Genomic DNA, 25154 nt, shown 5'->3' with positions numbered 1-25154 from the left:
AAGACGTCTTTTTAAGGCGTCTTATTTATTTTAGAAAATATTTCAAACCAAATTGAAATCTATTCGAATAAAACTGTGATTGAATATAGTACTCAAAGCTACTTGTAAAAACAAAATATTTAAAAAATCTAACCGATGTATTTCCTGTAAACCTTGTAAAAGCATCTGTATAATCATCTAAAAAATAAGCTCCATCTATATGTATAAATGTTTTTGAACTATATTGATTTCCATAAGTGAGCCCTAAGCCTCCTCCTCCAAAATATCTATTGTTAATTATCCAATAAGGATAACTATTAACTCTATCTATAGATGCAAAACTCAAATGACCTTCTGTAAAAGGTTTAAATGTTACCTCAGATAGTTTATAAACATTATACTGAAATTTAACTGTATTTGCATTACTAAACACATCATCAGAGTAATAATTCCCTTGTGTAAAAGCAGTTAAACTTCCTTTTGTTTGTAATACTTTTTGTTCAAAATATACAGACATATTGTTTCTGTAGATCTTTTTGCTATAACTGGGGCCATTTCTCACAGGAAAAGTTTGCAATTGAGCTGAAATAAAATTCTTCTCTTTTGACAGCTTAGCTCCTATACTTCCATTATATAAATATTCATCATCGATTAAATCTTTTTCTACTCCAACATTAACCCAATAGTTTATTTTTTTAAACTCTTCAGGATTGTTTAACTGATACCTAATTCCGATTACATCTCTATCTACATTATCTTCTTCTATAGTTGTGTTTTTTAATTGGTATAAAGTGCTGTTGTTTAATGATATTTGATGCTCAAAATTTTGATTCCCTTTTATAATATAACTAGTGCGCTTATCAAAAAATGACGTATTTGCTTTATCACTACCCACATCTCCAGAAAAACTTATGTAATTATGATTATTTACTCTAATTTCTGTTAATAAACTATCTTTAATTTTTGTGTTAAACAAATCTATATCACTAGTTAACAAATCTATTTGTACAGATAAATTTGCATACTTAATATCGTTATTTAACATCTTTACTAACTTATTTTTACCTGTATAAGTATTGTTTATACTTTCTGTTATTAAGCATGCATTTTTAAATTCACCCAAACTATGATAAATGTAGGCCATAGCAATTTTTGCTTTATCATTGTTGGGTGAATTTTGGATATGGTTTTTATATAGTCTTTTTAATTCATCGATCTGTTTGGTTTTAAATAGCCAATCTAATTTAACAGCTATATCTATATTTTTGGCATGTTTAGACCAAGCAGATGCTTTAAGTAAGTTATTTTTGTTATAATAAAACCAAGCCACATCTTTAGCTACATCACTATATTGGTCTGAGGGTTCTATTTTATCTAACTGACTTTGCGAAAAATTAGAACCATTCCACAATAAATGTTTTATGTACATTTCCTTATTGTATACGGTAGGTTCTCTAGTTGCAATTTCTTCAAGTGATGCTATAACTCTAGTGCTATTATCTTCTGTATTATAGTTATATACATATTCTTTATGATGAGCTAAATTATTCTTGTTCAACTCAATATTTCTTGTTAACCATAGATGTTGGATACTATCATTAGGATACCAAATCTTTGTAGATAACTCTTTACTATATGCTGCTATTGAAGGATCATTATGCATTCTATAATAATGCTCTAAATCATCCCATACATCTAATGGATCATTAATCCAGGTTTTGTATTTAGCATATTTATTCCAATTGGTTAAGTTTATCTCTTTAGGTTGAAATAATTGTTGTCTTAAATTATGAATTTTGCTATCAATGCTTTCTTCATTATTCTGTTCACTTTCCAGTACTTTTTTGAAATGTAATTTTCTAGCTTTATCATAACTACGAAATGCTATTAATTCGTTTTCACTTATAATATTTCTGTAGTCTATTTTAGATAAGTTTGGTAATGATATCTGAGGCTTTTGTGTTTTTATTTGCACTAACTTACCTTTTAATAAACTCGTTTTACTAAACGGTAAGCCATTGTTTCTTAAATATTTCTCTATTCTAGAAATATTATTATCTGTAACATAAACAAACCAATGATTATTATGTTTATTATCATTAAATGCTTTTACAGAATATAAGTTATTGTTAACCGTATGCTTATAGCTTTCTGCTCTCCACTTACTAGTTAATTCTGCTCCTTTTCTTGCTGTGTAATAATTACTTAATGGGTACGTATGTTTATGTTTTTTTAACAAAGAGTCAAACCTATAATACATACCAGTATTTCCTTTGCTTGCATCGTACCATCCTAAACCTAAACTATTTCTTTTCTCAAAAGCATGATCGTTGTGCTGCTTATTGGGAATTTGTAATACATCATCTGGATGCACAAAATGTGTCCAAATACCTGTAAATAAATAAACAGACTGTTGATTGAAGTATTTTTCACCGTTTAGATAAAAGCCACTACAAACTCTGGGGAAATCAAATAATTTATCGTTGTATGGATCTGGGTTAAACTCTCTACCGCTACCATTTTTTATAGAGCCTGAATAAGCGCTACAGATATATTTAATTGTTGGTAAAGAATTACTTAAAGTTTGTAAGCCAAATTCATCAATAATATTGGTTGGAGGAATATAAGTAACAGGCATTTTACCATAACTACTTAATACCCATTTCTTTTTTACGGTATTTAGTGAAAGTTCTATATTTTCTTTTTCCCAGTTCTTTTTTGTTAAAGAAACATGATTATAACCATGAAAAGCTAATTCATGATGTTTTTTAAGTACATCTTTTGTTATCCAATCACTTAAACTTCCAGAATTACTAGTTTTTTTTAACTCATCCCAACCTAAATACAAAAAAGGAGGGTTTACTTTTTTATTGTAATTAAATGTAATAGTTGTAGTGTATTTGATATTGTATTTTTGGGCTAATTTTTGCATATCTGGCCACCAAATTTGATCTACAAAACGAGCTGATGTTAAATCAAACTCAGCAGCTATTGGTTCTTCTTTACTTTCATATAGAGTGGCAGGAAAATCATCTAAAAAAATTGTAGCACAATTAGCTATTGGATACGCTATACCTTCTAAGCCAGTTAGAATACTCGAAAAAAATAAACCTCTATCATTACGCTCAAAATATGTATCTGAATTAAAAAAGACGACTTCCCCCTTTCCTATCTTATTTTTAATAATTACAGGGTAATTTGGGTCATTTATTGCAGAAGCCAAAACCTCTACATTGTTTTTAAAATTTTCTTTTGCAAGTCCGTTATGCAATAGCCTTTTTTTATGTTTTTTGCCTTTATGATTAGGAAGAATATTGGTTAAAAAATAATACCCATAAGCATTGCTATTTACTGAATAATTGGCTTCTACTTTTAGTCCATAAAAGTACCCCATTCTTTTATCTTCAAAATAATTGGGTATCACTAATGTTCCGCCATTCGCTACAAATCTTAATAAATTACTTATAGCATTATCATTTAGCTTAATCGTGTTATTTATACAAATAACTCTTACAGTGTTGTTTATTATAAAATGATTATTATTCCAATTATCTATAGTGTTTTTTTTGAATGGTATTTTTGTATAATTACAAACTTGCTGTAATGATTGGGCATAACTTTTACTTTTAGAATCTTTGCTATCAATAATAAACTCTACTACTTGATCTTCTTTTAAGTAATATGTAGAATAACTAAACGATGTTTTATTTTCATTTAGATAATCTTCGTTCATTTTGTCTAAAAAAGCTTGTGAGTAACTTATATTTTCTGCACAATTATTGAATAAAATTAATATCATAATACCCAAGAAACATCTAAAAACAACCTTCTTTTTCATAGCATACTTTATTTAATATATCATTAACTCAGTAATTTTACTTGATTTGGGTTCGTTAATTATTTCAATTACTTTAAAAATATCATTCTCATAGAACAATTTTATGTCTCTATTTCTTTCTTTTAAGCTAGACAACTTTTTCTTACTGAGTTCAATGGTTTCAATTGAAGAATCTAGCCCTAATTCTGTTACATCGTTATCTTTATAAATAAAGAGTAAAATAGATTTAGGTATTACTAATTCTGGATTCTTTTTTAGAATATCTTCTTTAACCCTAAAAGCGTGATATAGTTGGTCTTTTCTTAAGTAATTTTGATTAAACTCTTCGAATGATAGATAGTAATGTTTTTGTTTACTAAAAGATTGTAATTTCTTATCATTTACTACTGCATAACTATATGGTAAATAATTGCTTGAAATATTTTCGTAAACACTTAAGATTCTTGATGCAAATTGATTTGATTCATCTAAATGCTGTGTCACATTCTTATTAAAAAATACTGAAACAATAAAAAAACTAATAAGAGTTGCCACAGGTAGTACATACCTTTTATAATATACTCTGTTCTTAAATAAAGGTTTAAAGACTCTTCCTAAAACAGCTAGAGAAAGCCCCAACGTTAAAGGAATAAATACTGTAAATACTTCTATTAATAAATCAGTATCTACCCATATTAATTTAAATGAATTGATTAGTACTAATACATTGTAAAAAATCAAAACTATACTTATGCTTCTACTATTATCCTTTTTAAAAAGAAAAATAACAACTAGCGTAATAAAAGATATGAATTGAACGCCATGAAGCAATATTTTTAAAGGGAAGAGTAAATGTGGAGTTTGGGTATAGGAACTAACAGCTATTATATTACTTTTTACAAATAATAATATATCTATTCCGTTTAAATTATAAACAACTGTTAAAATAATTGATACTAATAAATAAAGAGGCAAACATATTAAAATAGATAAAGCTTGCTTTCGCTTACTCAATAATAGCAACAACACTAAAAGAGGAAATACTATGATTATATAAGTAAATACACTAATACATGCTATAGCGAAAAACGAAAGAAACACACAAACATAGAAAAACGCTTTGTTTGAGCTAAATAGTTTAGGCTTTAACAGGTAAACCATTAAGGGGACCACAAATAATAGAGATAAAAGTATTGGACTAATTTGGCTTATAGAAGTTAAGTTTACAGGCAAAACCCTATAAAAAACAGCGAATAATAGAGCTGTTAATAACGCTACAGTTTTTTGGGTATTACCAATTTTTAATACCGTCCAATACAATATAAAACTTAAGCAGATTGATACTATAATGTTAAAAATAAATAGAGAGGTCTCGGGTATTTGTTGTGTAATATTTGTTAAAAAATCTACAAAGATATAAGCTCCAAAAGCCTGATTATTACCAAGTAACCAGTGTTGATTATTTAAATCTGATATATACTCAATGCTTTTAAACCACGAATCAGAAAAAACATATTGATCGAATTTTAAAAAATAGGCTCTACTACAAAAGCATATTCCTCCAATAAGAATAAATAATATAACATGGGTTAAGGCTTCTTTTTTATATTTACTAGGTAAGCCAATAGAAAATGTTTTTGAAAAAAAGTTACCCTCTTCTACCCTTTTAATACTTAGTACTAAATATTGCTTTAGCTTATTATAAAATACTGAATTAGCAGATTGAATACTTTTAAAATCGTATGATAACAATAAACCAAAAACACTCATTACAATTAGAATATTTAAAAAATCATAAATACCTAACAAGAGAAAAACAAATGAACAAAAAGCTAATAAACTTCCATATACCAGGCCTTTCTTTACCAAAAAATCAAAAACATTGCATTTGTTATTTTTATTAGACAGCTTTAAATTTATATAATACCATATTAAGAATATTATAGCTATTCTTAACATAATAAATATGAGGTTAGTCGTTATTTGCATGGTATTAATTTTTAGAAAAAATTGATTGCTTTTGTAAGTCGATCTTTGCTACATAACAATTCCAATTAGTACTTTTTAATCGCGATTTTATTTCTTTATACAGGGCTTCAGTATTAGCATATTCAATTACAATAATTTCTTTTTGATATTGTTTTTCTATTCGCTGTATTGCTTTTTTCTGCCTCATAAAATCACTAATTCTTCTTAATCGGTATTCTTTTTTAGAAAAATCATAATTAGAAGCAACTGACTCTACAGCCAATGAGTTAATATATTTACTTGTATTGTCTAATAAGGGCAAACCCGCATTTTGCATTATGTGAATACTTGGATATTTCTTTCTTAGTAATTCTAAATAAGCTACTAAGTAGCTTGAATTTTTATACTGGTTTCCATATACTGTATAACTATCTATATTATCTAAAAACAAACCGTCAAAACCTTTCAGTAATCTATTCTTAATTACCTTACTTAATACATTTCTTGTTTTTTTATAGTTTAAGTTTAGGTCGTAACTATTCCAAATATGATTTCTAGTTTCAACCATTCCTTTTAAATCTTCAAAATAACTAGCGTGTTGATTTACCTCTCCTAGACTTATATAACAGAGTACTTTTTTATTATTCTTTTTTATTAACTCAATATCTTTTTTGGTATATAAATCTGCTTCTAAAATAACATAGTCGTAATTAGAAATATCTACAGGGTTTAGTTTGCCATAACATATAAGTACCGAACTCTTGCAAGCAGGTAATTTTCTTGCTTGAACAAATATTATAATTGGTAATAGTAGCAATATGTATTTAAAATGCAGCATAGTAATAATAATCAAGTTTTTGATAATAATTTGCACATGCTTTTAAGCTTAATATTAAAAAAACTAATGTTCCAAATAAAAGACCGAGAACACTATATTCATAACTAATTAGTCTGCTAAAAACAAAGCCGAAAAATACATTTACTAAACATGCAATAAATAAAGCTTTAATAATGATTTTTGGTTGATTTAAGCACATCATGTAGAGTGCATTGAGTATTGCCCAAGCCAGCAGTATGTATGAAATACTGCCTATTATACATACATTTATACTGACATTATTTAGTACTTCTTTAAACTGAGCTTCGTAGCCCCATGAAGAGGTTATAATTAGATATATAAAAACAAAAATAAAAATGGTTGAACCAAAGAATAGTACCATATTTTGCCAATAAAGCTTCATTAATTTTCTACTATACGCTTTGATATCTGTTATTAAAGTTTTTTTCTGTTCTAAAGACAAAAAACTGGTAAATGAAGCCATTGCGTATTCTAATACTCCCGATAAAAGTAAAAACACTAGAATAGCTATATCCATTCCTATTTCATAATTCTTTTCATAATATATTAATAGGGGTGATTTTTCATTTATGCTTACTGACCAGGCTAAGATTCTATCTATAAAAAAGAAAATATATAACAGTAAGCCATAAATAAAATGTTTATAGCTATTGTAAATAAAGCTACTTACCCTTACTTTATTGTTAGATACTGTATCTGTTTTAATCTGCTTTTTAAAATAGTATCTTAAATATCCTTTTATGGTAAAAATCACTGTAAGCATACCTAACCAATGACTTAAATATATATTCATATTAGCCAACAATAAAGAAAGAATTGCTACCAAGGTGCCCAAAGCTACAGCTGTAGAAATCATCCACCTTTCTTTTAACGGATAAAGGGTTGCTAATAAAACTAATAAGTAACTAATTAAAAGTGCATAACATAGACCTATAAGTATAAATGATATTGGAAAAGCAGGTATTAAACAATTAACTAAAAAAACAAAAACTCCAAAACCTAATGTTGTTATTAAAGCTAGTTTTAAAATGTATTGCAAACTAGATTTCATTAAGTCAAAATTCTTGTAGTTATAATGAAATGATAATTGTTTGCCTATTACCTGAATAAAACCTCCAGAAAGTACCATCCCTAATATTACTCCTAGTACAACGGCTGTAGATTGTAGCTGATTAAATCCTATATAAGTCCAAAGAGAATAACCAAAAAGAATAATAGCAACTATTTGTATAATTACAGGTAATAAGTGCAATATTCCTAAAGGATAATATTTAGAGAACAGTCTTATTTTAGTATGTAAATACCCTGAAACAGCCATAGTTTCTGTGTCAGTATCTGCTATTTCTTTCGCATTTTTTAATTGAAATTGCTTCGATACTTCTATCAAGCTTGTGTAAATTTTACTAGCCAATATATCTAAGCTTTGCATTCCATAGTCTTGTTGAGCATCAATTTCTCGAATACCAAAAGATTCTATAGTTGCTAAAACTACTGTCTCGCTTACAGGCTTTCCTATTTTATTTGCAATTTGCTCTGTTAATACATCAATATTTATATTTTGTTTATTCATTTACCAATGGTTAAGTGATTATTATAGGTTTACTTTCCATGGGTAGGTTAATTTATGAGGCTTCTTTTACCACATTCTTATATAGACTTTGGACATCTCTATTTTGTTGCTGAATTACTTCATTATATACAGCTTCATAAGCTGAAATAAAATTGTTAATTGTAAAGTTTTCTTCAATTCTTTTTCTAGCATTTAATCCCATTTGTTTTCTCAAACCTTTGTTTTGCAAAAGTGTAATTACCTTATTAGCAATGGCTTTATAGTCTTTTGGTTTACAAATAAATCCACAAGAACTATTCATTGCCTCAGAAACCCCTCCTACATCTGTAGCTACTACAGGTAAACCACAACTCATAGCTTCTAGTACTGTATACGGAAACCCTTCTGAAATTGATGTAAGTATCGATATATCTCCTTCTGCATATAACATATGTGGATTGCTATGAAAACCTGCAAGAATGAAGTTTTTTGACACATTTAATTCTTCAATAAGTTGCTCACATTGTTTTGTATATTCTGGCACTGCATTTTTATTTCCATATACAATATATCTAACATTAGGAATTACTTTTTTCACCTCTGAACAAGAGCGAATCATTGTTTTTAAGTCTTTTAGCTCAAAAATTCTTGCAGCAGCAATTACAATAGGTGTGTTCATTAAGTATGCTGGCTTTTTTCTAGGTATAAATTTTAAATGATCAATGCCATTATAAATGGTTTTTAATTTAAATTGCTCTGCTCCATATTTTTTCTCCCATTTCATATTAAACGCATTAACAGGCAATATTTTTGCTGCTTTATAATAGCTTAACTGAGTAATACGTTCTGAAAATTGGATGAGTAACTTTTTTAAAAAATATGAATATGCTGATCCATTAATTGCTAACAATCGTTCTCTAATAAAAACGCCATGTTCTGTTATAACAATAGGTACTTTATATTTATATTGTGCAACCAAAGCAGGAATTATAGGAAATCCTGCTAAAGTAACGTGAGCAATATCTACTTGAGGCACATCTATAGATATAGGCATAATAAAACGATAAATCCATCGCAATCCTATAGTTAAATCTTGTATACTAATTTCATCTTTATAATGAGAGTTGATTTTTTTGATGGTTTCACAGTATGTTTCCCAAACAAACTCATTTTGCATAGTTGCTTTATAATCATATTTTTTAAAGAAAAGCCACATATTGTAAAGTGTCAAATCAAACAGTTGTAAACTTGATTTTTTATTTTGATAAATAATGTATAATAATGACTTAAATAGTGGTAAAAACTGTTTTTTAATAGCCCTATTAGATGTCGATTCTTTCTTTATAATAAAACTAGAATAAGAACAAGATGAGTAATTAATATATTCTCTTGGTTCTTGAGGAGCCCAAATAGGAACCTGAATTACTTGATCTATATTTTGCAACTCATATTTATATTTCGTTTCATGGTTAGCATTAATACTGTATAATGTATATGATGCATTAGAAACCTGATTACATAGCATATGTGCCCAAGTAGAAACCCCTCCTCCTGAAAAGGGATATGTACCTTCTAAAATGAGTAACACCTTTCTCTTTTTGTTCTCCATTACACTAGATTTATCGCATTGAAATGTTTTAAGAATTTCAATTGTAAATGTTAAAAACTATTGTTTTGGGATGAGAAATTTTAAAGGGGAAATGATGCCTTATAAAAAGACGCACTAGAGTAAGGTAAAATGAAAGATTGTGTGTAATCTAGACTTAAATTTACACATGTTTCTAATATTTAACAAATATTTGGCGAATTATTTACAATAACAAACTTAATTAAATTGATAATAACGACATTTTAAATATGCTCCTTCTGGAAAACTCAATATTACAGGATGATCTAGATCATGCAATGTAGTATCTAGTATTTTATATTGAATAGAATTGTTTTGCAGGCTAGATTCGCAAATAGCAAAAAAATCATCTGCAACAATTCTTGATGAACAAGAAGCCAACACTAAAATTCCATTGTCATTTACTAATTTACATCCTAAATTAGCTAATCGCTCATAACTATGCTTTGCTCTTTCTATTTCTTTAGCACTTTTAGCAAAAGATGGTGGATCTATTATTACTATATCAAATTTATTTTTCTGATTTATAAGTTCCTGAAGCCCTTTAAATGCATCTGCTGCTATAGTTTTATGAACACCAGAAAATTTGTTCAATTTTGCATTCTGCTCAGCTACCTTTAATGCCTGACTACTAATATCTAAACTCGTTACTTCTTTTGCTCCATTGGCCAATGCATGAACAGAAAAGCCGCCTGCATAAGAAAAAACATCTAATACTGTTTTATGTTTTGACAACGAGCCTACCCTCCTTCTATTTTCTCGATGGTCTAAAAAATAACCTGTTTTATGCCCATAAATAACATTAGCAGAAAAATGAATTCCATGTTCCATAAATTCTACTACATTATTATCTAACTTTCCATAAATAACTTGCCCGTCTTTTAAACCAAAATTATTTTTAAGTTTGGCTACATTTCTACTTAAACGCAAGACAACTGTTTTACAAGAGGTTATTTCAACTAAGACTGTTAACAAATCATTTAAATAAGGAAACCAAATAGCAGAATATAATTTAATAACTAAAACATTATTATAAACATCTGCAATGAAGCTAGGCATACCATCTGCTTCTCCATATATTAAGCGATAACTATTCGTATCTGTTTTTAAAAGTTCGGCCCTTTTCTCAAAAGCCTTTTGAATTTTGCTTTTAAAAAAAAACGAATCAATTTTAGTTGCTTTTCCAAAATGAAGCATTTTAATTTTTATTGGAGAAAAAGGGTCGTATAAACCACAGGCCAAAAATTTATTCTTTTTATGGTCGTAAATTACAGCAACATCTCCTGCATTTCCATCTATACTTTGCTTTACGATACTATCTTCAAACACCCAAGGATGTTTCTTTTTAATCATACGCTCCGCCTTAGCACGCAACTTAAATGCGATGGTTTTAGTAGTAATTTCTGGTAAAATATTCATTTATTATTTATATATTCCTGGTATAAACTTATAAGGAACTTTCTTTTTATATTCTATATACTCTCTATCTAGCGATAAATGTTTCTCTTCGGTTATTGCTCGTAAATAGTAAATAAAAGACCACGCTATTAAGCTAAGAACAGCTATATAACCATAATTTGCAATAAAAGGTATACCCATTAACCACCAAGCTATATTCTTAGAAATATAGTCTGGGTGCCTAACAATACTATACGCTCCTTTAGATACAATACCCCTGTTAGTCATATTAGAGGCCTTTGCACCTAAATTAATTGTAGCCATAACATATATGGTGAACATTAATATTGACAAAATACTTAATATGTAATTTAGTGTTGTGTTAGACGATGTTGCAAAATCATTAGAGTGCCAACCCAAAAACCAACTAGACAATTCATTGTATGGTGGGTAACAAGCTAATGCAACTATCCAACCAAATAGAGTTGGTTCTACACTCTTTATCGTGCTTTTTAGTTTTTTAGACTCAACTAAATACCCAAATACAAAATAAACGGTATCTATTGATAGAATTAAATAAAAAAGAACTTTAAATGTGAATAGACAAAATATTTCTGGCGATAAAATACTTAACCAATCACCTGAAAATTTACTTAAATGATGTAATAGATTTTTTATGTTGTGATACATAAAGTTTACCAATAAGGGTAAAAAAGTAAACTTAACACAAAGAACTAGTAATGATAATTTTTCTTCTTTTTCTAAACTAAAAGACTTCGTTAAATCACCTTTACCAATATGTTTAATTATTTTATAAAGTCCTGTAACTATTTGATAGACTCTAGTGCTTTTTAAATCTATTTGTATAGGTACTAACAAAATAATTATCGAACATATTGAAAGCAATTCAAAAAGTACTCCTTGAGTAGAGTACAGAAATTTTTTTTCAAGTATTAAATTAGTAAAGGTTAAATGAAAATCTCCATAGAATCCTACAAAGTATCTATTAACAGATAGAAAAGCAATAATACTACCCCATACTAAAAACAACAGTATTATGTATTTTATTCTAATTTTTACACTTATTACTTTACTCATAAAACTAACTAAAACAATAGACGTAAAAGTAACTTTTTTTAATAAAAAACGCCTTCTAATTCAGAAGGCGTTTAAAAATATATTTTATGCTTATGGATTTATTTCTTTAGTCTTGTAATTAAATAAGTAATCTACATCCATTTCTTGCACTCTTCCTAGTTTTGCTAGGGCGTCCATATCTACATCTTTCTTATTACCTATAACCATAACATTATACTCTTCTCCTTTAATGTTTTTATCAAAGAAAGTTTTTAAATCTTCTATAGTCATGTTTTTAATAGTATTATACATAACTTCTCTATTATCATTATCTATACCTAGTTTCTTTAACCTTTCGTAAGACCAAAAAATATTAGACTTGGTAATACGTTGAGCTGCAATTTTCTTTAACGCAGCCTCTTTAGCTGCATTGAACTGCTCTTCTGCTTCTGGCATATTATTCATTAAATCCATCATAGCATTTACAGCTTGCTCCATTTTGTTAGCTTGGGTCCCCATATATGCCATAACATAGTTGTTTTTTTCTTTTTCACTTGCATTTTGGTAACTAGCAAAAGCAGAATAGGCTAACGATTTAGACTCTCTAATTTCCTGAAAAACAATAGATGATAAGCCGCTTCCAAAATAAGAATTAAACAATGTAGAAGCAGCCATATTTTCAGCTTTAAAAGGTTCACCTTTTGCCAACAATAACATTTCTGCTTGCACCATGTCATAATCTACAAAAAACACATTCCCGCCAGTATTATTTTCTACATACTCAACAGGTTTTGGATATTCTTTTAGTTCAGGTGCTATTTTGTGATATGTATTTAAGGCATTAACTGCATTATCTACATCTTTTCCGTAATAAAAAATACGTTGGCTAAAATCTTTCATTCCTTTAACTAAAGAAACCAACTCTTTAGGGTTCATGGCTTCTAATTCATCTAATTGATAAATGTTTCTCAATCTAGATTCTTCTCCATATTTACCATAACTATACAAACCATTCCATAAAATATTGCCCTTTTGAGTTTTATTATCAATTCGTTGTTTAGCTATTTTTTTTACATATTTGTTATATGTTTCTTGATCTGAAACAGCATTATCCCATAAATGTTCTAACAATTCTAATCCTTTAGGTAAGTTTTCTTTCAAACCTCTTAAACCTACGTAAGATTTATCATCGCTTGCAAAAACATAATAACTAACTCCTAATTTATAGAACTCTTTTTTAATTTCTTCTGGCGTATACTTATCAGTTCCTAAATAATCTAAATAACCAACTGCTAAGTCTAATTTTTTATTATGGTCTTTACCCATATCAAAAATTATATTAAGGTCGAAAAGATCGTTATTTTTATTTTTAATATAAGATAACTCTACTCCGTTAGCCAATTTTTTAGTTTGAATTTCTTTTTTGTAATCTATAAACAATGGCTCTAATTTACCTGACTCCTTCTTGTTAAAGTTTTCAACAAATTCAGATTGTTTACCTCTATTTAAATTAACAGGTGTTATACCCGGATTCTCTACCTTAGAAATGTTTTTATCTTCTCCTTTACGTTTATAAGTTACTACATAATTATCTTTGTAAAACTCATTAGCAAAAGCTACTATCTCATCTTTAGTTATTTTTCTTAATTCGTTTAAAAAATTAACTTTATCCTTCCAATCTTGTCTATGTATAAAAGCATTATAATATGCAGAAGCAAGAGCAGAATTATTTTCATATTGTCTGGTTTCAGATAATTTCATATCATTAATTACTGCTTCAAGCATCCACTCATCAAATTCTCCTTTTTTTAATTTTTCTATTTGAGCTAATAATAGATCCTTTACCTCATTTAAAGTTTGACCTTCTTTAGGAGAACCAGTAAAATTATGATAACCATAATCATTCAAAAACGTTGGTGAACATCCAGCGCTTTGTACTGTTTGATTTTAATTTAAATTCAAGTCTATCAAACCTGCTTTACCATTAGCCAATAACATATCAGCCATAGTCAATAATTTGTGCTCTTTAGTTCCTATTGCATTAGATCTAAAAGCAATTGAAATATTTTCTGCTGTAGGACCAAATACTTCTTTGATTACAGGAGCTGTAATAGGCTCTTCTTTAGGCAATTCTGGATGTACAACTTCTTTCTTTTCCATTTTACCAAAAGAGGCATCGACCATTGCTATAGTTTTATCAAAATCAATATCACCTACTAATACCATAGCCATATTATTTGGCACATAATATTTATTAAAGTAATTATGAATATCAACCATAGAAGGGTTTTTTAAATGCTCTGACGTTCCTATTGTTGATTGCTGTCCGTATGGATGGTTAGGAAACAATCCTTCAAGCATAGCCTTATAACTTTTTCTCCAATCGTTATCTTGTCCTCTATTAAACTCTTCAAAAACTGCTTCTAATTCAGTATGAAACAAACGTAATACTAACTCGCTAAATCGCTCACTTTCTACATGTAGCCACTTTTCTAATTCGTTAGCTGGTATTTTATTTTTATATACTGTTTCTTCAAACCATGTATGAGCATTTGTTCCTGTTGCACCAAGAGAGCTAATCATTTTATCATATTCGTTAGCAACAGAATGGTTAGATGCTTCTAGTGAAATTTCATCTATTTTTTTATATAATTCTTTTTTCTTAATAGGATCTTTTTCAGCCCTATGAGCTTCATACAGATCTGATATTTGTTTTAAATACTCTTTTTCTTTTTCCCAATCTAAAGTTCCTATCTCATGAGTCCCTTTAAAAACCATATGCTCTAAATAATGAGCTAAACCAGTAGACTCTTTAGGATCGTAATTAGAACCAGCTCTTACAGCTATAAAAGTTTGTATTTTTGGTTCGTCTGTATTTTTACTTAAATATACTTTTAAACCATTTTTTAAGGTATATAAACGTAATCCTGTTGGATCGTTAGTAACGGTTTCATACTCATAACCTTTCGTATCAGTATGGTTTTCTACTGCAACTTCTTTTTTGTCTGCAACAGAATTCATGTTTTTGTCTTTACAACTTACCAATGCTAGGGCAAGTGCTAAAACTACGGTTAGTTTTTTCATAATGAAAATTTAATTTTTTTAAATCGAATAAAAATAGCAATAAAAAAAACGCTATCCGAATAGATAACGTTTTTTAACGAATTTTATTACAAAAAGAAATCAGATGAATTACCCGATAACTTCTGCTACTTTAGCTCCTATTTCTGCTGGAGAATCAACTACATGAATTCCACATGATCTCATGATCGCTTTTTTAGCTTGAGCTGTATCATCAGAACCTCCAACGATAGCACCTGCATGCCCCATTGTTCTTCCTGCTGGTGCAGTTTCTCCTGCTATAAAACCAACAACTGGTTTTTTACTACCACTTGCCTTATACCAGTTAGCAGCATCAGCTTCTAATTGCCCTCCTATTTCACCAATCATAACTACAGCTTCAGTTTCAGGATCGTTAATTAGCAACTCTACAGCTTCTTTAGTAGTAGTTCCAATAATAGGATCTCCTCCAATACCAATTGCAGTTGTAATTCCTAAACCTTCACGTACTACTTGGTCTGCAGCTTCGTAAGTTAAGGTTCCTGATTTAGAAACAATTCCTACATTTCCTTTTTTGAATACAAAACCTGGCATGATACCAACTTTTGCTTCACCTGGAGTGATTACACCTGGACAGTTAGGTCCTATTAATCTAGCTCCACTATTTTTTACATAAGCGTTAGCTTTAATCATATCTGCTACAGGAATTCCTTCTGTAATAGTTATAATTACTTTAATTCCAGCATCAGTAGCTTCCATAATTGCATCAGCAGCAAAAGCTGGTGGTACAAATATAATTGTAGTATCTGCGCCTACTTTATTTACTGCTTCTTCTACAGTATTGAAAACTGGTTTTCCTAAGTGAGTTTGACCTCCTTTACCTGGTGTTACTCCACCAACTACGTTTGTACCGTAATCGATCATTTGACCTGCATGAAATGTTCCTTCACTTCCTGTAAAACCTTGTACTATAATTTTAGAATCTTTATTGACTAAAACACTCATTTTTTTAGTTTTTTTAATATTGTTACAAATGTAATTTTTTCTACTTAATTTTTACCTAATAAATTAGGAAACTTTAACAGCTAAATAAGCGTTGTTATCTACTGCTAATTCATCTGCCATTTGACTCATTTCATGGCAACTAAACAACTTACCTTCTTTAACTTCCCAAATTGAAATAAAGTGAGCCAAACAGAATTCTTCCTCCGGATCTTCAAAAGAAACGGCATAATACGTATAACGAACAGTTACAAAATTATCTTCTGCTATGATATGGCTAATATCGGCTCTTAACTCTTTAAAAGATTCAGAAATGCGAACTCCATGTTCTATTATTTGGTCGTAATTAAACTTTACAAATCCCGAACTACTGCTCCAAAACAATTCACATTCTGGATGAAGAAATCCTTTTAAGATTTCAGGATCTTTATAAAAATCTGATTCATAAAACGACTTTACAAATTCTTTTGAGCTCATAGTTTTGGTAATTAATTATTGAATCTTTTTAATAATCTCAGGTAATCTCTTAATATAGGCCATTTCTTTAAAACGCTCTCTAGCTTCAGTAGCTGGAGAACCAAAATACTTTTTATTTTCATCTGTAGAATGACCTAATCCTGACTGTGCAAAAATTTCTGTACCTTTAGCTATATTAATACCACTTTTAACACCTACTTGTCCCCAAAGAATTACTTCATCTTCTACTACTACACATCCGGCTATACCTACTTGAGATGCAAATAGGCATTTTTTACCAATAATAGTATCGTGTCCTATTTGTACCTGATTGTCTATTTTAGTTCCAGCACCAATGGTGGTAGATGCAGAAACACCTCTATCTATAGTACAAGCTGCGCCAATATCTACATTATCTTCTACTACCACATTACCAGAAGAAATTAGCTTATCTCTATAACCTGGTCTGTTTTTATAATAAAAAGCATCAGCACCAAGAACAGTACCCGAGTGTATCGTAACATTGTTACCTATAACAGTTCCGTCATAAATACTAACATTGGCATGTATAAGACAATTATCCCCAATGGTTACATTATTGCCGATAAATACGTTGGGTTGAATAATTGTATTGCTACCTATTATAGCAGAATCTGCAATAGATTTATCTGCATTTATAAACGGTTTAAAATACTTAGATAACTTATTGAAGTCTCTAAAAGGATCATCTGATATTAACAAAGCTTTACCTTCAGGGCATTCTACTCTTTTGTTTATTAAAACAATAGTTGCAGCAGATTTTAAAGCCGCTTTATAATATTTGGGATGATCTACAAAAACAATATCACCTGGAGTCACTACATGAATCTCATTCATTCCTAAAACCGGAAAGTCGTGAGTTCCTACATATTCGGCATCAATTATTGTAGCTATCTGTTCTAAAGTATGTTTTTGAGGAAACTTCATTTAAAATTATTCTTTAACTCTTTCTTTATATGTACCTTTAGCTGTTTCTACTTTAATCTTATCTCCTTCATTTATAAACAAAGGTACATTTACTATTGCTCCAGATTCAACTGTTGCAGGTTTGGTAGCATTGGTAGCGGTATTTCCTTTTACACCTGGCTCTGTATGGGTAACTTCTAAAATAACACTTGCAGGCATATCTACAGATAGTGGCATACTATCTTCACTGTTAATTAATACTGATACTACTTCTCCTTCTTTTAACAATCCTGGGGCGTCTAATGATTGCTTTTCTAATGTTATCTGATCGTATGTTTCAGTATGCATAAAATGAAAAGTATCTCCTTCTGGATATAAAAACTGATATTTATGTGTTTCTACACGAACATCGTCAAGCTTTCTTCCTGATGGAAATGTGTTATCTATTACTTTACCTGTAGTTACACTTTTTAATTTAGTTCTAACAAAAGCAGGACCTTTACCTGGCTTTACATGTAAAAACTCTATAATTTTATAAATATCGCTGTTATAACGTATGCATAACCCATTTCTAATATCTGACGTATCTGCCATAATTTCTCTTTTTTTAGTTGGTTTTAAAATATCCTTTCATGATTCCTCTTTTTGAGTTTTTTATAAACTGAAGAATCTCATCTCTTTCTGGTGTTGCTTCCATCTCTGCTTCTATAACAGCAGCAGCTTGGCTATTATTATGTTTTCCTTGGTATAATATTCTGTAAATATCTTGAACCTCTCTTATTTTTTCTGTTGAGAATCCTCTACGTCTTAAACCTACAGAATTAATTCCAACATATGAAATAGGTTCTCTTGCTGCTTTCACATAAGGAGGAACATCTTTTCTTACTAAAGTTCCACCAGTAACAAAAGCATGATTTCCTACAGAACAAAATTGATGCACAGCCACCATACCTGCTAGAACTACATTGTCTCCAATAGTTATATGACCTGCTAAAGTTGTATTATTAGAAAAAATACAATTATCACCTACAATACAATCATGAGCGACATGACAGTACGCCATAATTAAACAATTATTACCAATAACTGTTTTCATTTTATCTGTAGTACCTCTGTTAATAGTAACACATTCTCTAATAGTAACATTATCTCCTATTTCTACAGTAGTATCTTCATCATTATATTTTAAATCCTGAGGAATACCAGAAATAACTGCTCCTGGAAAAATATTACAATTTTTCCCTATTCGAGCCCCTTCCATAATGGTTACGTTAGATCCTATCCAAGTTCCTTCTCCTATAACAACATTGTTATGTATAGTAGTAAAAGGCTCTATTACTACATTTTTAGCTATTTTAGCTCCCGGATGTACATATGCTAGTGGCTGATTCATAAATTAGTTCTTTTGTTTAACAATTTGTGCCATCATTTCTGCTTCAGCTACAACTTTTCCGTTGGCATAAGCATAGGCTTGCATATGACATATTCCTCTACGTATTGGCGAGATTAAATCGCATTTAAACACCAATGTATCTCCAGGTAATACTTTTTGCTTAAACTTAACATTATCTATTTTCATAAAATAGGTTAAGTAGTTTTCTGGATCTGGAACAGTACTTAATATTAAAATACCTCCTGTTTGTGCCATAGCTTCTATTTGTAAAACACCTGGCATAACAGGAGCTCCAGGAAAATGCCCTACAAAGAAAGGCTCATTCATGGTAACATTTTTCACTCCTACCACATGGGTGTCTGACATTTCTATAATCTTATCAATTAATAAAAATGGAGGTCTATGAGGTAGCATATCCATTATTTTATGGATATCCATCAAGGGTGGTAAGTGCAAATTGTAAGAAGGTACGTTATTTCGCTTCTCTATTTTTATAATTTTTGCCATTTTCTTTGCAAACTGAGTATTTACAAAATGACCAGGCTTAGTTGCTATTATTTTACCTCTAATTCGAGTACCTATTAAAGCTAAATCTCCTATTACATCTAACAACTTATGCCTTGCAGCTTCATTAGGATGATGTAAAGTTAAATTATCTAAAATTCCATTCGACTTTACTGCTATATTGTCTTTATTAAATGCAGTTTTTAATTTGCCCATTGTCTCTTCAGATATATCTTTATCTACATAAACAATAGCATTATTTAAATCGCCACCTTTAATTAAGCCATGATCTAACAACATTTCTAGCTCATGTAAAAAACTAAAAGTTCTAGAGCTAGCAATTTCCTTTTTAAAATCAGAAATTTTATTCAACGTAGCATTTTGGGTACCTAAAACTTTGGTTCCAAAGTCTACCATAGAAGTTATTTGGTACTCATCTGAAGGCATGATAATAATTTCACTACCCGTTTCTTCGTCTTTATATGAAATAACATCTTTTACAACATATTCTTCACGTTGCGCGTCTTGTTCTACAATTCCCGCTTCTTCTAATGCTTCAATAAAATAAATAGAAGAACCATCCATTATAGGAGGTTCAGAAGCATCCAATTCAATTAAACAGTTATCTATTTCTAAACCTACTAGAGCTGCTAACACATGCTCTGATGTTTGTATCTGAACGCCTTTTTTTTCAAGGTTTGTTCCTCTTTGAGTATTTACTACATAATTAGCGTCTGCTTCTATTATGGGAGCTCCTTCTAAATCTACCCTGCAAAATGCATAACCATGGTTTGGTTCTGCAGGTTTAAATGTTAATGTTACTTGTTTTCCGGTGTGTAAACCTACTCCGGTTAAAGTTATCTCTTTAGCAATTGTTCGTTGCTTTTTTTCGATACTTAAATCAGTCATTATTTATTTTTTTCTCTAATTGATGAACTTTATTTGCTAAACGAGGCAAATTTTTAAAGTGAACATATGATTTGTTATAATCGCCATAATTTAACGCTGGAGATCCTTGTAGTACTTCGTTATCTTTTACGTTTCTACCGATTCCAGATTGAGCCTGTATTTTTACACCATTACCAATAGTAATATGTCCTACAATACCAACTTGCCCTCCAATCATACAACTTTCTCCTATTTTAGTAGAACCAGCAACACCTGTTTGAGCAGCTATAACAGTATTTTTACCAATTTCAACATTATGAGCAATTTGAATATGATTATCTAGCTTAACTCCTTTTCTAATTATTGTAGATCCTAATGTAGCCCTATCTATAGTTGCATTAGCACCTATATCTACATTGTCTTCTAAAATAACATTACCTGTTTGTGGTACTTTCTGAAATTCTCCCTGTTCATTTGGCGCAAATCCAAAACCATCTGCACCTACTATTGCTCCAGAGTGTATGGTACAATTATTTCCTATAACACACTCAGAATATACTTTTGCTCCTGCAAACAACGTAGTATTGCTACCTATGGTTACATTATCACCTATATAAACATTTGGGTAAATCTTTACATTATCTGCAATTTTTACATTATTACCTAAGTATGCAAAAGCTCCTAAATAAATATTTTCTCCGTATGTAGCCGAATCTGAAACATAAACAGGTTGTTCTATGCCAACCTTATTATTTTTTACCTGATTGTAATACTCTAATAACTTAGAAAAAGATTTATACGCATCTTCTACCTTTATTAAAGTAGTTGTAATCTCTTTTTCGGGCTCAAAGTCCTTGTTAACTATTGTTATAGATGCTTGAGTAGTATATATATATTGTGTGTACTTTGGATTTGCTAAAAAAGTTAAGGCTCCTTGAGTACCTTCTTCTATCTTAGCCAAAGTAGATACGGTAATTAAAGGATCTCCTTGGATTTCTCCCTCTAATATACCGGCTATTTGTTCTGCTGTAAACTCCATTAAAGGCAAATATATAAAAATGAGTTTGTAAATTGAAGTTCTAATGAAAATAGACGCTTATTTTATTTTCTAAATTTTATAATTCTTTAGGGTAACAAACAAAATATTTTTTAACTGGCTTGGCCAGTGTTTTTAAATTTAAATGATCTGAAGCATCGGTAACATCTATAACGTCTCCATTTTTCATCAATAAATTTATTGCTGTTTTATCTGAATCGTAAGCTTGATTACTTACAGACGATTTAAACACAAAATATTCTACTTCATAATCTTCTAAATCGTATTTTTTCTTTGTAACCTCTTTTAATTTGTTAAAATCTTCTTTAGAAATAGACTTCGAGCTAATCGATATTTTTAACAAATCTCTATTAATAATCATCTTACACAAATTAGACAAAACAACGTCTTCATGACTCATCCATGATTTCATGGCTGCCATGATATCATAATCATCTAAAAGTGCAAATGTTTTTAATTGCTCCAAAGTAAAATTCGTATCATTTATCTGATGGTTTAAAAAATATTTAAATGGTTTACTCGCGTCTAAATCAATATTTTTTTGTGTTAGCTCTTTAGCTCTTTTTAGTACCCTTACTAATAGTTGCTCAGCTACTAAGCTTGTCTTGTGCAAGTAAACTTGCCAATACATAAGCCTTCTAGCTAGTAAAAACTTTTCTATAGAATAAATTCCTTTTTCTTCTACAACCAATTCATCATTCACTACGTTTAACATAGTTATTAAACGTTCGGAGTTTATATTTCCTTCTGCAACACCTGTGTAAAAACTATCTCTTTTTAGGTAATCTGCCCTGTCCATGTCTAACTGACTACTAATTAGTTGGTTGAAAAAGTTTCGCGGATAATCTCCTTTAAAAATCTGAATGGCTAAACTTAATTTACCATTAAATTTCTTATTCAACTCTTCCATAAAAGCCAAAGAAATTTCTTCATGGGTAATACCTTCAACAATACTGTGTTCCATAGCATGAGAAAAAGGACCATGACCAATATCATGAAGCAGAATGGCTAATAATAAAGCCGTAGCTTCTTCTTCTGAAATAGCTATTTTTTTAAAACGCAATACTTGAATTGCTTTATTCATTAAGTGCATACACCCCAATGCATGATGAAAACGAGTATGATGAGCACCTGGATATACTAAATATGTCAATCCCATTTGCGACACTCTTCTTAATCGCTGAAAATAAGGGTGTTGAATAACATCAAAAATAAGTTCGTTGGGAATTGTAATAAAACCGTAGATAGGGTCGTTTAATATCTTAAGTTTGTGAGTAGAATTCAATAAGCTAAACTTTAAATTAGTATTTTAGATTCTTATTAGAAAAATGCTGTTATTTTTCTGTTAAAGTGTTTTTACGAATGCATACAAACTTACTTAATTTGTTTTGAGTAACTAAATTTTAAATACTTTTTATTACATGAGCCACATCAATATTCTTTGGGTAGATGACGAAATAGATTTATTAAAACCTCATATTATTTTCTTAGAAAAGAAAAACTGTAAAGTTACTCCTTGTTTAAGTGGAGCCGAAGCTTTAGAATTAATTGAAGAAAATAATTTTGATATTATATTTCTAGACGAGAATATGCCTGGGCTTACAGGATTAGAAACTTTAGCCGAAATTGCCATAAAAAGGCCTAATATACCGGTAGTTATGATTACCAAGAGTGAAGAAGAGTATATTATGGAAGAAGCCATTGGTTCTAAAATAGCAGATTACTTAATTAAACCCGTAAACCCAAACCAAATTTTATTAAGTATTAAAAAGAATTTAGACTATTCAAGGTTGGTATCAGAAAAAACCACTTCTAACTATCAGCAAGAATTCAGAAAAATAGCGATGGATTTAGCCATGATTAATTCATGGGAAGAGTGGATTGAGTTATACCAAAAATTGATTTACTGGGAAATAGAGTTAGAAAGCATCGAAGATTATGGGATGCGAGAAATATTAATGTCTCAAAAAACTGAAGCTAATAATGAGTTTTGTAAGTATATAGACAAGCACTACCCTACATGGTTTGATCATGATTCTGATGCTCCAATGATGTCTCATAACTTATTTAAAGATTGGATGGTTCCTGAATTAGGAAACGAACCTACTTTAATGATTGTCATAGACAACCTAAGATACGACCAATGGAAGGCCTTTGAACCCATTTTATCTACTCATTACAAAAAAAGAGAAGAAAGACCGTTTATGAGTATCTTGCCTACTGCTACACAGTATGCTAGAAATGCTATTTTTTCGGGGTTAATGCCATCTGACATGGAAAAACTACATCCAGAATTCTGGAAAAATGACACTGATGAAGGAGGAAAAAACTTGCATGAAAATGACTTTTTAAAAGCTCAGTTAAAAAGATTAGGCTTAAATATTAAACATGAATACTACAAAATAACCAATTTAAACAGTGGAAAAAAATTGGCTAATAACTTTAAGTCTTGTGTATCTAACGATTTAACTGTTGTTGTTTATAATTTTGTAGACATGTTATCGCATGCCAAAACAGATATGGAAGTAATTAAAGAATTAGCTTCAGACGATAAGGCTTATAGGTCTTTAACACAAAGTTGGTTTAAGAATTCACCTTTATTAGATATCATTATAAAAGCACAAGAGCATAAAATGAAATTAGTTATTACCACAGATCATGGTACTATTAATGTAAAGGCTCCTTCAAAAGTAATAGGAAATAGAGATACTAGTTTAAACTTACGTTACAAAACTGGTAAAAGTTTAACCTATGAAGATAAAGATGTGTTGGTAGCTAAAAACCCTAAAACTATTCATTTGCCTAGTATTAATATGAGTAGTTCTTTTATATTTGCCAAAGGCGATTTGTTTTTTGCTTACCCAAACAATTACAATCACTATGTTAGTTATTACAAAAACACTTATCAACACGGAGGTGTTTCTTTAGAAGAAATGATTATTCCGTTTGTTGTTTTAGACCCCAAATAATATTGTAACAACTTGTATTATGAAACTTATTTATAATCTAAATCAACTACCAGAAGTAGCCAAACAAGTTCTTGAGCATATATCATCTAAAACCCTATTGTTTTATGGTGATATGGGAGTTGGAAAAACAACTCTTATTAAAGAATTGGTACATCTGTTAGGTGTTAACGATATAACGTCTAGTCCAACCTTTTCTTTGGTAAATGAATATCGAGGAACTGACAATACTGTTTTTCATTTCGATTTTTATCGTATAGACGATGAGGAAGAGGTTTTAGACATTGGTATAGAAGATTATTTTTACTCAGATGCTTGGTGCTTAGTAGAATGGCCTCATAAAATTGCTAATTTATTACCTGAAGATGCAGTGAGTATTAAAATATCTTTAAATCAGGATAACAGTAGAACGCTAGAAATTATTAAGTAAATTGATTGTAATTAACAATTTATTTGTAATTTGGTGTTAAACCAACTTAACGAATGAGTAATCCGCTATCACCTTTTTCAAAGCAACAGTTATTACCACAAGAAGAAACATTAGAAATTATCAGTAAAAGAGGAGAACTTTTTATTGGTATACCTAAAGAAACTTCTTATCAAGAAAAA

The 25154-nt window shown here is 29.8% G+C and carries 17 protein-coding genes and 2 pseudogenes; 3 read left to right on the top strand and 16 right to left on the bottom strand.

The genetic code is table 11. The features are described 5' to 3' along the window. Positions 1 to 25: 25 nt before the first annotated feature. From ACFQ1O_RS00135 to ACFQ1O_RS00060, 16 genes and pseudogenes are all read right to left on the bottom strand, one after another. On the bottom strand, positions 26 to 3778 hold the full coding sequence (locus ACFQ1O_RS00135) for a DUF2194 domain-containing protein (protein WP_377712040.1): 3753 nt from the start codon (positions 3776 to 3778) through the stop codon (positions 26 to 28). Between the two features lie 51 nt (positions 3779 to 3829). Next, on the bottom strand, positions 3830 to 5566 hold the full coding sequence (locus ACFQ1O_RS00130) for a hypothetical protein (protein ID WP_377712038.1): 1737 nt from the start codon (positions 5564 to 5566) through the stop codon (positions 3830 to 3832). 223 nt (positions 5567 to 5789) lie between these two features. Continuing rightward, positions 5790 to 6602, bottom strand: a complete 813-nt coding sequence (locus tag ACFQ1O_RS00125) for an endo alpha-1,4 polygalactosaminidase (protein WP_377712036.1) — start codon at positions 6600 to 6602, stop codon at positions 5790 to 5792. After that, positions 6589 to 8193, bottom strand: a complete 1605-nt coding sequence (pelG, locus tag ACFQ1O_RS00120; RefSeq protein WP_377712034.1) for an exopolysaccharide Pel transporter PelG — start codon at positions 8191 to 8193, stop codon at positions 6589 to 6591. The genes ACFQ1O_RS00125 and pelG overlap by 14 nt, the downstream gene beginning before the upstream one ends. Before the next feature lie 52 nt (positions 8194 to 8245). Next, positions 8246 to 9781, bottom strand: a complete 1536-nt coding sequence (pelF, locus tag ACFQ1O_RS00115) for a GT4 family glycosyltransferase PelF (protein ID WP_377712032.1) — start codon at positions 9779 to 9781, stop codon at positions 8246 to 8248. A gap of 216 nt (positions 9782 to 9997) precedes the next feature. Beyond that, a complete protein-coding gene (locus ACFQ1O_RS00110) occupies positions 9998 to 11218 on the bottom strand; it encodes a class I SAM-dependent rRNA methyltransferase (protein ID WP_377712030.1) in 1221 nt (406 codons plus the stop codon). 3 nt (positions 11219 to 11221) lie between these two features. Next, complete coding sequence (locus ACFQ1O_RS00105; protein ID WP_377712028.1) at positions 11222 to 12295, bottom strand: methyltransferase family protein; 1074 nt, start codon at positions 12293 to 12295, stop codon at positions 11222 to 11224. Positions 12296 to 12385: 90 nt separating this feature from the next. After that, positions 12386 to 15358: pseudogene (locus ACFQ1O_RS00100) on the bottom strand (M16 family metallopeptidase). A gap of 108 nt (positions 15359 to 15466) precedes the next feature. Continuing rightward, positions 15467 to 16339, bottom strand: coding sequence for a succinate--CoA ligase subunit alpha (gene sucD / locus ACFQ1O_RS00095; RefSeq protein WP_377712026.1), 873 nt, complete (start codon positions 16337 to 16339; stop codon positions 15467 to 15469). Positions 16340 to 16402: 63 nt separating this feature from the next. After that, positions 16403 to 16813, bottom strand: a complete 411-nt coding sequence (locus ACFQ1O_RS00090; protein WP_377712024.1) for a nuclear transport factor 2 family protein — start codon at positions 16811 to 16813, stop codon at positions 16403 to 16405. Positions 16814 to 16828: 15 nt separating this feature from the next. After that, complete coding sequence (locus ACFQ1O_RS00085; RefSeq protein WP_377712022.1) at positions 16829 to 17758, bottom strand: UDP-3-O-(3-hydroxymyristoyl)glucosamine N-acyltransferase; 930 nt, start codon at positions 17756 to 17758, stop codon at positions 16829 to 16831. A 6-nt stretch (positions 17759 to 17764) separates the two neighbouring features. Further along, positions 17765 to 18331, bottom strand: coding sequence for an elongation factor P (gene efp, locus ACFQ1O_RS00080; protein WP_377712019.1), 567 nt, complete (start codon positions 18329 to 18331; stop codon positions 17765 to 17767). A gap of 13 nt (positions 18332 to 18344) precedes the next feature. Continuing rightward, positions 18345 to 19130: an acyl-ACP--UDP-N-acetylglucosamine O-acyltransferase gene (lpxA, locus tag ACFQ1O_RS00075; protein ID WP_377712017.1), complete on the bottom strand. Its 786-nt coding sequence runs from the start codon at positions 19128 to 19130 to the stop codon at positions 18345 to 18347. Between the two features lie 3 nt (positions 19131 to 19133). Continuing rightward, positions 19134 to 20543, bottom strand: coding sequence for a bifunctional UDP-3-O-[3-hydroxymyristoyl] N-acetylglucosamine deacetylase/3-hydroxyacyl-ACP dehydratase (locus ACFQ1O_RS00070; RefSeq protein ID WP_377712015.1), 1410 nt, complete (start codon positions 20541 to 20543; stop codon positions 19134 to 19136). Next, the gene (gene lpxD, locus ACFQ1O_RS00065; protein WP_377712013.1) at positions 20536 to 21561 is read right to left on the bottom strand and encodes a UDP-3-O-(3-hydroxymyristoyl)glucosamine N-acyltransferase; all 1026 of its coding nucleotides are present in this window, start codon (positions 21559 to 21561) and stop codon (positions 20536 to 20538) included. Before lpxD ends, ACFQ1O_RS00070 begins: the two co-directional genes overlap by 8 nt. A gap of 76 nt (positions 21562 to 21637) precedes the next feature. Beyond that, entirely contained in the window at positions 21638 to 22864 is a 1227-nt protein-coding gene (locus ACFQ1O_RS00060) for an HD domain-containing protein (RefSeq protein ID WP_377712011.1), read from the bottom strand. A 136-nt stretch (positions 22865 to 23000) separates the two neighbouring features. Between ACFQ1O_RS00060 and porX the strand changes: the two genes are divergently transcribed. The 3 genes and pseudogenes from porX to ACFQ1O_RS00045 form a co-directional block, all read left to right on the top strand. Continuing rightward, entirely contained in the window at positions 23001 to 24548 is a 1548-nt protein-coding gene (gene porX / locus ACFQ1O_RS00055; RefSeq protein ID WP_377712009.1) for a T9SS response regulator signal transducer PorX, read from the top strand. Between the two features lie 19 nt (positions 24549 to 24567). Next, positions 24568 to 24975 (top strand): tRNA (adenosine(37)-N6)-threonylcarbamoyltransferase complex ATPase subunit type 1 TsaE, encoded by a 408-nt coding sequence (gene tsaE, locus ACFQ1O_RS00050; RefSeq protein ID WP_377712007.1) that lies wholly within the window; start codon positions 24568 to 24570, stop codon positions 24973 to 24975. 53 nt (positions 24976 to 25028) lie between these two features. Then, a pseudogene (locus ACFQ1O_RS00045) lies at positions 25029 to 25154 on the top strand (alanine dehydrogenase); the annotation flags it as partial.

It is taken from the genome of Pseudofulvibacter geojedonensis (assembly GCF_042675745.1).
In the GTDB taxonomy this organism is placed as follows: Bacteria; Bacteroidota; Bacteroidia; order Flavobacteriales; family Flavobacteriaceae; genus Pseudofulvibacter; species Pseudofulvibacter geojedonensis.
The sequence above is the reverse complement of the archived record's forward strand: the minus strand, read 5'-3'. Positions and strand labels throughout refer to the sequence as shown.

Coding starts and splice junctions, on each gene's coding strand:
- ACFQ1O_RS00135 (WP_377712040.1), bottom strand. CDS start 3,778: ATGATATTAATTTTATTCAATAATTGTGCAGAAAATATAAGTTACTCA.
- ACFQ1O_RS00130 (WP_377712038.1), bottom strand. CDS start 5,566: ATGAGTGTTTTTGGTTTATTGTTATCATACGATTTTAAAAGTATTCAA.
- ACFQ1O_RS00125 (WP_377712036.1), bottom strand. CDS start 6,602: ATGCTGCATTTTAAATACATATTGCTACTATTACCAATTATAATATTT.
- pelG (WP_377712034.1), bottom strand. CDS start 8,193: ATGAATAAACAAAATATAAATATTGATGTATTAACAGAGCAAATTGCA.
- pelF (WP_377712032.1), bottom strand. CDS start 9,781: ATGGAGAACAAAAAGAGAAAGGTGTTACTCATTTTAGAAGGTACATAT.
- ACFQ1O_RS00110 (WP_377712030.1), bottom strand. CDS start 11,218: ATGAATATTTTACCAGAAATTACTACTAAAACCATCGCATTTAAGTTG.
- ACFQ1O_RS00105 (WP_377712028.1), bottom strand. CDS start 12,295: ATGAGTAAAGTAATAAGTGTAAAAATTAGAATAAAATACATAATACTG.
- sucD (WP_377712026.1), bottom strand. CDS start 16,339: ATGAGTGTTTTAGTCAATAAAGATTCTAAAATTATAGTACAAGGTTTT.
- ACFQ1O_RS00090 (WP_377712024.1), bottom strand. CDS start 16,813: ATGAGCTCAAAAGAATTTGTAAAGTCGTTTTATGAATCAGATTTTTAT.
- ACFQ1O_RS00085 (WP_377712022.1), bottom strand. CDS start 17,758: ATGAAGTTTCCTCAAAAACATACTTTAGAACAGATAGCTACAATAATT.
- efp (WP_377712019.1), bottom strand. CDS start 18,331: ATGGCAGATACGTCAGATATTAGAAATGGGTTATGCATACGTTATAAC.
- lpxA (WP_377712017.1), bottom strand. CDS start 19,130: ATGAATCAGCCACTAGCATATGTACATCCGGGAGCTAAAATAGCTAAA.
- ACFQ1O_RS00070 (WP_377712015.1), bottom strand. CDS start 20,543: ATGACTGATTTAAGTATCGAAAAAAAGCAACGAACAATTGCTAAAGAG.
- lpxD (WP_377712013.1), bottom strand. CDS start 21,561: ATGGAGTTTACAGCAGAACAAATAGCCGGTATATTAGAGGGAGAAATC.
- porX (WP_377712009.1), top strand. CDS start 23,001: ATGAGCCACATCAATATTCTTTGGGTAGATGACGAAATAGATTTATTA.
- tsaE (WP_377712007.1), top strand. CDS start 24,568: ATGAAACTTATTTATAATCTAAATCAACTACCAGAAGTAGCCAAACAA.